10 protein-coding genes are annotated in these 9,131 nt (G+C 45.8%); 6 read left to right on the top strand and 4 right to left on the bottom strand.

What is annotated here, in order from left to right; translation table 11 throughout:
• Positions 1-32 precede the first annotated feature (32 nt).
• Complete coding sequence (locus QUA13_RS30330) at positions 33-443, bottom strand: slr1658 superfamily regulator (RefSeq protein WP_333204526.1); 411 nt, start codon at positions 441-443, stop codon at positions 33-35.
• Positions 444-555: 112 nt separating this feature from the next.
• Positions 556-1,917: a SpoIIE family protein phosphatase gene (locus QUA13_RS30335; RefSeq protein WP_333204528.1), complete on the bottom strand. Its 1,362-nt coding sequence runs from the start codon at positions 1,915-1,917 to the stop codon at positions 556-558.
• 74 nt (positions 1,918-1,991) lie between these two features.
• On the opposite strand from QUA13_RS30335, the gene QUA13_RS30340 reads away from it, so the two are divergent.
• Positions 1,992-2,150 carry a hypothetical protein gene (locus QUA13_RS30340; protein WP_333204530.1) on the top strand — a complete coding sequence of 53 codons (159 nt, stop codon included), beginning with the start codon at positions 1,992-1,994 and terminating at the stop codon, positions 2,148-2,150.
• A gap of 172 nt (positions 2,151-2,322) precedes the next feature.
• Here QUA13_RS30340 and QUA13_RS30345 read toward each other — a convergent pair whose 3' ends face one another.
• On the bottom strand, positions 2,323-2,907 hold the full coding sequence (locus QUA13_RS30345) for a DUF6658 family protein (protein WP_333204532.1): 585 nt from the start codon (positions 2,905-2,907) through the stop codon (positions 2,323-2,325).
• Between the two features lie 498 nt (positions 2,908-3,405).
• A complete protein-coding gene (locus QUA13_RS30350) occupies positions 3,406-4,143 on the bottom strand; it encodes a DUF2993 domain-containing protein (protein ID WP_333193277.1) in 738 nt (245 codons plus the stop codon).
• A gap of 273 nt (positions 4,144-4,416) precedes the next feature.
• On the opposite strand from QUA13_RS30350, the gene QUA13_RS30355 reads away from it, so the two are divergent.
• The 5 genes from QUA13_RS30355 (at position 4,417) to QUA13_RS30375 (ending at position 9,071) form a co-directional block, all read left to right on the top strand.
• The gene (locus tag QUA13_RS30355) at positions 4,417-5,829 is read left to right on the top strand and encodes a DICT sensory domain-containing protein (protein ID WP_333204534.1); all 1,413 of its coding nucleotides are present in this window, start codon (positions 4,417-4,419) and stop codon (positions 5,827-5,829) included.
• 254 nt (positions 5,830-6,083) lie between these two features.
• Positions 6,084-6,680, top strand: a complete 597-nt coding sequence (locus QUA13_RS30360) for a pentapeptide repeat-containing protein (RefSeq protein WP_333204536.1) — start codon at positions 6,084-6,086, stop codon at positions 6,678-6,680.
• 127 nt (positions 6,681-6,807) lie between these two features.
• Positions 6,808-7,563, top strand: coding sequence for a DUF2993 domain-containing protein (locus QUA13_RS30365; protein ID WP_333193284.1), 756 nt, complete (start codon positions 6,808-6,810; stop codon positions 7,561-7,563).
• Between the two features lie 668 nt (positions 7,564-8,231).
• On the top strand, positions 8,232-8,522 hold the full coding sequence (locus QUA13_RS30370) for a DUF1816 domain-containing protein (RefSeq protein ID WP_333204538.1): 291 nt from the start codon (positions 8,232-8,234) through the stop codon (positions 8,520-8,522).
• Between the two features lie 369 nt (positions 8,523-8,891).
• Entirely contained in the window at positions 8,892-9,071 is a 180-nt protein-coding gene (locus QUA13_RS30375; RefSeq protein ID WP_333204540.1) for a DUF1816 domain-containing protein, read from the top strand.
• The last annotated feature ends 60 nt before the right edge of the window (positions 9,072-9,131 follow it).

Genomic DNA, 9,131 nt, shown 5'->3' on the forward strand with positions numbered 1-9,131 from the left:
AATCAATCCTCAACATTTAAGAAATTGGTTTGCTAATTGTTGCTATTGTACTTCATAACAGCGGGAACCGCTGTATCAAGCCCTTCAGCACTCACACTATTTGTCGGGAAAAGCACGGCATTAACGCCAGCTTCTTCAATAAAGTAAATTCCCAATTTAATCTTAAAATTGGTTGCTTGATTATTAAATTTTAGAGCCTTTTCCAACAGTTCATTGGCAACATAATTAACGGCTGCTTTACTTTCTTTAATGCGTCGTTTGTGGGCTGGATTTTCCTCATCTACCCGGAGAAAGTTGGAAAAGTAATCCGCAATAAAATTAGCCGATAGTCGATTACTACGCCAGCGCTTTTTTATTGGAAGTGAACTTGGGGTAAAGGTTAATTCCAACGAATCCTGTTCAGGGGAAAAGCTTGCTACGAAATCTCCGAAGATTTGAGGCATTGCTAGTTAGATTCTACATAACAAATTTTCTAATTTTATGATGATCGAGGTAATTATATCACAAATGTGTACTCACTCAGAGGTTTGTTTTTTCGAGCTATTGGCGATCGATCTAAACCAATGCGGCTGCTTGAGGCTGTGACTTGTTTTCTACCCCTAATTGGGTCCGCTTCACTACCAACAACGTAATATCATCAAATACTTTTTGAGTGCCGATATGTCGCCGTACATCGTCAATCACCGCTTGCTTAATTTCTTGTGCCGACAAATGCCAGTTTTGGCTAATGACTTCACACATCTGCTCAACGCCATACTGTTTTTTGTTAATGTCTTTTGCTTCGGGAATACCATCAGTATATAGCACTATACCATCTGCTATTTGTAGCTCAATTGAAATGTGACTGATGAACTCCGCAATGTCATCGTCAAGAGCAATCGGAAAACCTAAATCCATCGTGTCGATGCGCTCAACCTGTCCCCCGTTTCGCACAATGATTGTTTCTTCATGTTGTCCACTAATGCTGACCCATCCTTTTGAGTAATTTAAAATCGCCAAGGTGAGACTTTTCTCGGAGTTCATCCGCTGGACGTTTTTGTAGAGGGTGCGGTTGATTACATCTAGAAACAGCACCGGATCTAGTTCGCGGATCTCATTGAGGGTACGAACGGCCGTTTGCGCCATCAGCATCAAGATACCGCTTTCGAGTCCATGTCCCGTGACATCGCCGATGCCAAGAGTGACAACGCCATCGGTGTTTAAAACATCATAATAGTTGCCGCCGACTTCATCGGCAGCCTCCATGTATGCGGCAATATCGAGTCCTTCAATTTCCAGTTCTTCAGCATTGGGCAGAATCATTTGCTGCATTTGACGCACGATATCCAATTCCGCACCCATGCGGAGATTGTCTTCCTTAAGTCTTTTGTTGAGGGTAATGATTTCGTCGTTGGCACTTGCTAGTTCTGTGGTACGTTCTTTGACTTTATCTTCGAGTGTTTCAAACGATTCTTTGAGTTGCCCTGCCATGCTGTTGAAGGGGTTTCCCAGCTTATCAAGCTCAACGAGCCGACTGTGTTTAACGTGTTGCTCCAAGTTGCCATCTGCCATGTCTTCTGAGGCTTGGGTAATCCGCTCAATCGAGCGGATTACCCAACGGGCGCTGAGAATACCGATCGGGAGTGCTACCCCTAATGCTCCTATACACAACCCTATTGTTGTGCGAGTATTGGCATTAATCTGCCCCATAAAATCGGATTCTGGAACTACAGTCACGATTAGCCAGTTCAAGCCAAACTGGTCTTGCCAAGGATGAACAAGGGCAAAATGTTTCTGTCTTTGGATTTGAATCTCAAGCCTTTGGCTATCTCTAATCTTTTGAAAACTACCAAACTGATTTTGTAGCTTTTGAGCGGTCGTTTGAATCAAAGGATCGGAGATATTTAGCGCACTGAAGCGTTGAGCTTTATCATTCACCCTTGCAAAAGAAGGTTTAGTACCAGAATTCCCAATACTTTCCTTGGCATCTTCCGCTAATTTACTCCTAACAAATGTCGAGGTTAGCACAGTTGCTAGCAGAAGCCGCTGATGAAAGCAACAACCCCGTCAGTTTTATGTATGGTAAAATAGTTCAGGTTAATCAATATGTTTTAGATTTATTCAACCCGCTCGGAATTTACCAAAAATACTCTTCCGAATTCGCAACCTAAATTCTATAAAATGTAAAAGATATTGAGCTAGATTTTATAAAAAAACATAAATCTCGTAAATCTTGTTGAGCAGATAGGAGGTCTAAAAGCGTTTATCTAGTTTCAATAAGTAATATTATTTATGTAGGGGCTAATTTCAGATAGCCCCTACACTATCTTTAGTCCCAGTGACTTATTTTTGCAGCGGATTGAGTTTCGTAACCGAGCTTTCCTTGGCATCTTCAGCGCTATCTTTGAGGAAACCAGAAGCATCCTTAAAGGCGGCGCCTACTCTCTCTAAAATATTGGCATCGGGAGCGCTGCGATCGAATACAGGTTGAACCTTAACTGGCTGTCCGTCTGGCGCTTCTAAGAGAGCTTTATCTCCGCCGAGTTCGGAGTCGAACTTGTCAGTTTCCATAGGTGCAGAGCCCGGATAAAGCAGCTTTGAGGAATTAGATTCAGCGGTAGTCGAGGCCAGGAGCCGATCGCCCATAATCGACAAATCAGCCCGATTCTTTTCTGCTTGAGCAGGCGACTGATTTACTTTAGGATCGGTGGATGTTTTATAATTCGTGTATCCATCACCGCCAGCCTTGTGAGGGTTATTCATTCCTCCCATTTGAACGGGAGGATTCTCAGGCCGGGCACCTCGAACATCGCCCGCATTGCAAGCGGTGCTGGTAAACAGCAGCACACCTGCCATAAATACAGTCAAAAATTGAGTCAAAAATTGACCGATACCCAGTCTTTTAAAAAAAGCAGTTACAGTGTTCACAAAATTTTTCCAATTTTTTACTACTACTTGTTAATAGTAAAAATAAACTCCCCATGCCTGCCTCTAACGGCGGTGATATTTTGCTGCGGATTGCTATCGATATTTTTATAACTTTAGAGGGATTTAAAAACTGTGATCGCCTTCGAGAGATTATTTTTGCTAGGACTTACGCGCGGGTATCTAGAAACCCGGTTTTTTTAACGGGTTTCTAGAGAAAGTTCGGTTGAGCAACTCGCGTACCCGACGGAGAAGAAAAGGGCGGAGGTAGTTTCAAAGCGTAGTCTTCGGGTGCGTGCGTTCCAATAATTGCTTGATGACAAAAGCTTTTCTGTTTTTGACCACGCCCAAAAACGGATACTTGCGAACGACTCCTGCCGTGGAGTTATAAAAATTTTAGACTTTTGTAACCTCCCAGATTCATCTGTGGAGTAAATCTAATATCTAAAATCTCCAATCCACTGACGCGCCCTACTAGCTACTAACCTCAGAATGCTACTTCTATTCTGGGAATTTTTCGACTTTTGCTTCAGCTTGCAAAGTCAGCAAACCAGCTTCCACATTTAGCTGCTGAATTCGCAGGGACATTCCCTCAAGTTCAAAATTTCGCAAGTTTAAAACTTCACCAGCTTTGTCCGCTAAAGCTTCAGTTAACTCCGGCGAAAATTCCTTGTTTTCGGGATACTCGACATCCTGAAGAGAAATTGCCCAACCGCCCGCTGCGATCTCAGGTTTTGCTGTGAAATAAATCTTTTCCGTGGAGGCCGTTTCCCGCACCGATACCTCAGCATTTAAAGCGATTTTTCCGGTTAGCAATTTGCACTCAATAGTTTTAACGTCTATTGTCCGCAGTTGTCCGTCAACAGTAACTTTTAAGTTTTTCAGTTTCCTGCTGATGTATTCGGAATTAAAAGCGCGGTTGATATCGCTTTCTGTTAAAACGGCACGCGCCCCACCGAAGGCAGGCCCGTTCAGTTCAATTTTGCCAAACATAGCGGTGAGGGGATTGACAGCAATATCCTTGACGTGAATTTGCAATTCTTCCACGCGCAAATCTTGTTGCATTACCAATCCTTTGCCCTCAACGGCAACGGCCTCTACTTCTCCCTGGGCTAGCTGGCCCGCATCTGTGTTGACTGTGACAGACAAAGTTTCCGATTCGTCTAATTTGCTAGCAATAGCAATCTCGGCCACTTTGTCGATCGCCTGTTCCCCTAAACTTCTATTTTCTTGAAGCACGCTCAGAATTCCTAATAATATTGTTTAAAAATAGTAGTTAATACTTAATTGAGTTAGCGTCTTCCTCTCGGCAGGTTTCCGGTCTTAAAAAAACTCAGCCAAAGACAGAGGGTTTCTACAAAGTTGCTAAAATTAGTAAAGTGCGCATTGCGCACTCTACATTGACTCGGTTGCTAAGCGGTGAAAAATCAAAAAGTCGGATTTTTGCCAAAAGTTTTTTCCATAAGTTCGATCGCCCGCTACAATAAATAACAGCCGGCACCGCTTTTTGCAATGAATTCAGAATCAACTCTCGCCAGACTACAAGCTACACTTCCCGACGGAAAACTGCCTTCTAGCTACGGGGTATACTTCAAAAACACCCTAGTAGCCCTGTGTCACGCCCTAGAAGACCACATTTTGCAAACCAGCGGCGGGGACAAGATAGAACTCAAACCCCTAGTTTTGGTGGCGTTTCAGCAGGGTAAATGGTATTTACAGGAAGCCGATCGCTACCTAGATATTGCTAATGCCTCTCGGCGCGTTGTCATCGCAGCAGTAGCCGACAGCGGTTTCGCTACCCACAAAACCGGGCAATTAGAAAATGTATCTTTAATAAATCTCGATGAGAGCGACCCTTTAATCCAAGAATGGAATTTAATCATCCTCGCCCCGACATACAAAGCAATGGTGCTTTGCCGCGAACTTTCAGACCAGGAATACTTGCCAGAAGGCAAGCCCGAAGTAGATACAGAACGAAAGTTCTACGGTTTGTGGTCGTTTGACCAGTCTTTGGTGTCGGCTGCTGCAGAAATTTTTATAGAACAGACGCGACATTACAACTCGCCCCTGGCCGACAGTTTACTGGAAATGCACCACGAAATCCTGGCAACTAAAGGCCCGCCCTTGGCAGACATTAGCGGCGTCGTATCGCGGATCGTCACTTACCTGCAAAGTTCTCAGCAGCAAATGGTGGCAATTAACCGCCAAACCCGCGAGTTGTGGGAATTGGAAGGTCAAGCTTTGCGCGTCAGCCGGAATTTGAACGCTAACAAACTTCAAGCTTTTCTGCGGATGGCCCAGCGCGTAGACGAACGCGATACCGCAAACCCCACAGCGTCTTTGCAGGTGGCGGCTTTGTCGGAAACTTTGGGTCAACTGCTGGATTTGCCGGCTTTGCAGTTGCGCAGGCTGCGGCTGGCTGGATTGCTGTTTCGAGTCGGCTTAATTTCGGCCCCGAATGAGGTGTTCGATCGCACTCCCGATGCTTTCGACCAAGCAACTCTAGCATTTTGGCGCGATCGCAGTTTCATCGGTTCCCAACTGCTCCAAGCAATGCCGGAATTAGCACCTGTAGCGGAAATTGTCAAGCACCAACTCGAATATTGGGACGGCAGCGGCAGGCCAGAGGGTTTGCGAGCCGAAACAATACCCGTTGCTTCGCGGATTTTGGGGTTGGTTGCTCATTTTCAAGAATTGACTCAACCGCGTGGCGATCGTCCGGCTTTGAGTTTGAGCGAAGCTTTAGAAGAGTGCCGGGAACTGTGCGGCATTCGCTTCGATCCGGCTTTGGTGGAAACTCTCAGCAACGTCGTCAGGCTGGCAGAAATGGGTTTGATGGAGTTACCAACTCGCCCGAGTCAACTGCCGAATGTATGGTTGGAGGATTTGGGCGATCGAACGACCGCGACCGCTCCGGCATTATAAAATAACTGGATTGGTAATGGGCGATCGGTAATTGGTAATTGGGAACTTGTACAGAGCTTGTGCTGAGCGCAGCCGAAGTGCCTAGCCGAATTATTTGGCATTTAAAACTCAGCACAAAATCTTTTCTCACACTACAAAAAATCAGCCTGTGCTTGCTAAGCCCACCCTACCGCTGGGAGTTGTAGCCACCGCCTGTCTGTGCGCTAATGACTAATGACGACAAATGACTAATGACGACAAATGACTAAAAACTAATGACTAATGACCTCGAAGCCATACGCAAAGGCAAAATTCTGATGTTGGCCGGCACTGATTTAGCCGGCAAAGACTTAGCGGGAGCCGATCTCGCCGGTGCTGACTTGTCTCAAGCCAACTTGAGTGGAGCTAATCTCGCCGGCGCTAACTTGCAGCGGGCCGTATTGCGAGCCAACCTCCGCGGCGCTGACTTGAGCGGCGCTGACTTGCGAGGCGCAGATTTTCGGAATGCCGATTTGCGGGGAGCTGCCTTCGCTAACGCTTTAGTCCGCGACGCAAGTTTTGGGGGTGCTTTTTTGACAGGGGCTGCGATGAGCGGCAATTTGGATTTGAGCGGTGTCGATTTTCGCGGCGCCGATTTGCGAGGCGCGAATTTGGCTCGGGCAATTTTGTACTCCGCCGATTTGAGCCATGCCAATTTGTCAGGCGCTGATTTGTCGGGAGCTGACTTGGAAGAAGCGATCCTGAATGGAGCCGTACTGCGCGGCGCTAACCTGACGGGGGCTAATTTGCTTTGCGCCACGATCGAACAAACCGTTTGGGATGGGGCGTTGCTCGATCGCGCTTGTCTCCAAGGCACCCCCCTGAGCCTTTAAATTCCAACAATGTTGTTTTGAAGACAGACAAAAAACAAGGTCTGCTTATGAGGTGAATAAGCACAAGCGATTTTTACATTTCTTAATATGAGGTTATAATGGCGACTGTAGATGAGCAAACGAATAAATGGTAGCAGCTTTGTTTAGCAGTACATCCTTTCAAGGTCAAAGTGGCGATCGCCTTGTTAGTAAAGTAGCAGGAGCTGCGATCGCAGCCTTATTCAAGCGTTCTGAAAAGGCCGAAGCCAACATCCGAGTGGAACCAGTAGCCAAACTCTTGCAGGGAAGCATCGACGGTTTCGACTTCGTTGGCAAAGGTATGTTGATGTACAACGGCCTGCGCATAGAAGTGATGGAACTCTACCTGCAAGCACTCTCCATTGATTTTGGGGCGATTTTTGCAGGTCAAGTGAAATTGCGGCAGCCTACCCAGGCAAATATGCGCGTAGTCTTAACTCGATCGGATTTAACCACTTCATTCAATACACCTTTTGTAGTTGAAAAACTCCAGAAGCTGAAGTACCAAGAGCAATCTCTGCACTTTCAAAACACTGAAGTCAGCTTCGGAGCCGACAAATCCATTCGGCTTAAGTCCGAAATAACCGTAGGCGAGGCCAGCGAACCTGTCAACATAGATATTACAGCTCAATTGCAAGTAGAAGACCGGCGCAAAATCCAATTTGTCAGCGTTACTTACGGCGGTGACGGGCAAGCAGTAGACTTGGGTCAAGCTATAATTGCCCACGTAAATAACTTGCTAGACTTAGACAAATTTGCCTTAGAGGGCACTCAACTGCGGGTTGACCGCTGCCGAGTTCAGAACGACGAGCTGGTTTTCTACGGTTGGGCTGGTATCGAACAGTTCCCCAAAGGCAAGCGCTAAACCTCAGCCTGCTGAGGTGGGCCAATCAGATTTGTTTGAAGAATTTTATAGCTTAACAACAAAACCCGCCTGCGCGGGTTTTGGTATTTTAGCGACTTATAAGCTGTGGCGCTGCTCGCGTAAGGTCGCGCTATAGGCTGTCTCACAAAAATTGGGTACACCGAAACCAGTGTTGCCAAGTTCTTAAGCTATATGTCACTGTCAGCTATACGCGAAACAATCGCCTAGACTATATAGCCTTTCTCACAAAAATTGGATACACAGAAACCTGTGTTGCCAAGGTTCTTAAGTTTGATTTCATAGCTCATCTGCCCAAGAAATTCTATATATTCCGGCGTATTTCTCAAAGTAAGCTGTCGCGCATTTAATCGATCGACTACTGCGTACTTAAACTCTTGTGGGGTCGCCACTCCTAGCCCACCTCAAGCTTAAATTTAAATGCAAAATAGTTGATTCACTGGGATTCTATTCTCGCCTCAAAATCAGCACTCAGGTTGATGCGATCGCACAAATTACCTTGGTAAAATTAGATTGTCCTAAACGCATAAACCGGGTTTGAGGGACTAAACTCTGGTAAAGGGCGATCGCCAGGAGTTGAACAACCCGGTTGAGGAGAGTCGCGAGGGCGTAAGTCCTATGAGAAAATAAATAACCCCAAAAGAGGAAAAATGCTCGGATTTTATTTATTTTGTATCTACGTCGCAGTCTTGTCCGTGTTTAGTGGACCCAGCCCCCGCCGCCCCGAGAAATGGTGGGTAGAAATTGTCACAGATTTGCCTCACTGTACCTACTATTTTGGCCCCTTCGACACCGACAAAGAAGCCTCCAGCAATACTCCAGGCTACATCGAAGACCTCGAAAGCGAGGGAGCCAAAAGAGTTAGCATCCGCATCAAACAGTGTCAGCCTTCGGAACTCACGATTTGCGACGGTGAATTCTCAGAGGGAATAGCGGCTTAAGAATTTTGAGAGTCCAGACGGCAGAAACCGGGTTTTTTGACCAAAATACTCCCTCTATCGCGAGGGAGATCGGTTAAACAACCCGGTTTCTGAGCGTCAATAGTGTGTAAGTTCTGTTTGAGTTTTTCATTAACTGAAGCCTCAACAATAATATTAAGCATCGTCTTGTCCTAGTCCTTACCTTGCGGACTTTATATTTGTAGTGGTGGCTTAAAAATCGGCATCTTCTCCACCAAAATGCAGAGTTTAACCAGCATTAACTGCCAAAAATTATCGGGATCAAATCAGCACTGAGGACGAGCCGATCGCTCCCGTTGCATTGATAAATTTAGATCAGTAAAAACTACTTAAATATTCCCAGAGGTACATATGTTTGAAATCTCTATGTTGGGTATGTTTTTCACTGCTTTTTGGCTGCTCGCTCAACCTACTAGCAGCACTCGACGCGACGAATGGTGGGTAGAAGTTGATACAGATTCGCCAAAGCGTACCTATTACTTTGGGCCCTATGACAGCAGAGAGGAAGCTTCTGATACCAATTCACTATGAAGGTACACTAAAATCTAGGGTAAAAGTAGAGGAAATCCAATATGGCGAACAAACTTCAGG

The organism is Microcoleus sp. S28C3 (genome assembly GCF_036700785.1).
GTDB classification, from domain to species: Bacteria; Cyanobacteriota; Cyanobacteriia; order Cyanobacteriales; family Microcoleaceae; genus Microcoleus; species Microcoleus asticus.

Coding starts and splice junctions, on each gene's coding strand:
- QUA13_RS30330 (WP_333204526.1), bottom strand. CDS start 443: ATGCCTCAAATCTTCGGAGATTTCGTAGCAAGCTTTTCCCCTGAACAG.
- QUA13_RS30340 (WP_333204530.1), top strand. CDS start 1,992: ATGTCGAGGTTAGCACAGTTGCTAGCAGAAGCCGCTGATGAAAGCAAC.
- QUA13_RS30355 (WP_333204534.1), top strand. CDS start 4,417: ATGAATTCAGAATCAACTCTCGCCAGACTACAAGCTACACTTCCCGAC.
- QUA13_RS30360 (WP_333204536.1), top strand. CDS start 6,084: ATGACTAATGACCTCGAAGCCATACGCAAAGGCAAAATTCTGATGTTG.
- QUA13_RS30365 (WP_333193284.1), top strand. CDS start 6,808: ATGGTAGCAGCTTTGTTTAGCAGTACATCCTTTCAAGGTCAAAGTGGC.
- QUA13_RS30370 (WP_333204538.1), top strand. CDS start 8,232: ATGCTCGGATTTTATTTATTTTGTATCTACGTCGCAGTCTTGTCCGTG.
- QUA13_RS30375 (WP_333204540.1), top strand. CDS start 8,892: ATGTTTGAAATCTCTATGTTGGGTATGTTTTTCACTGCTTTTTGGCTG.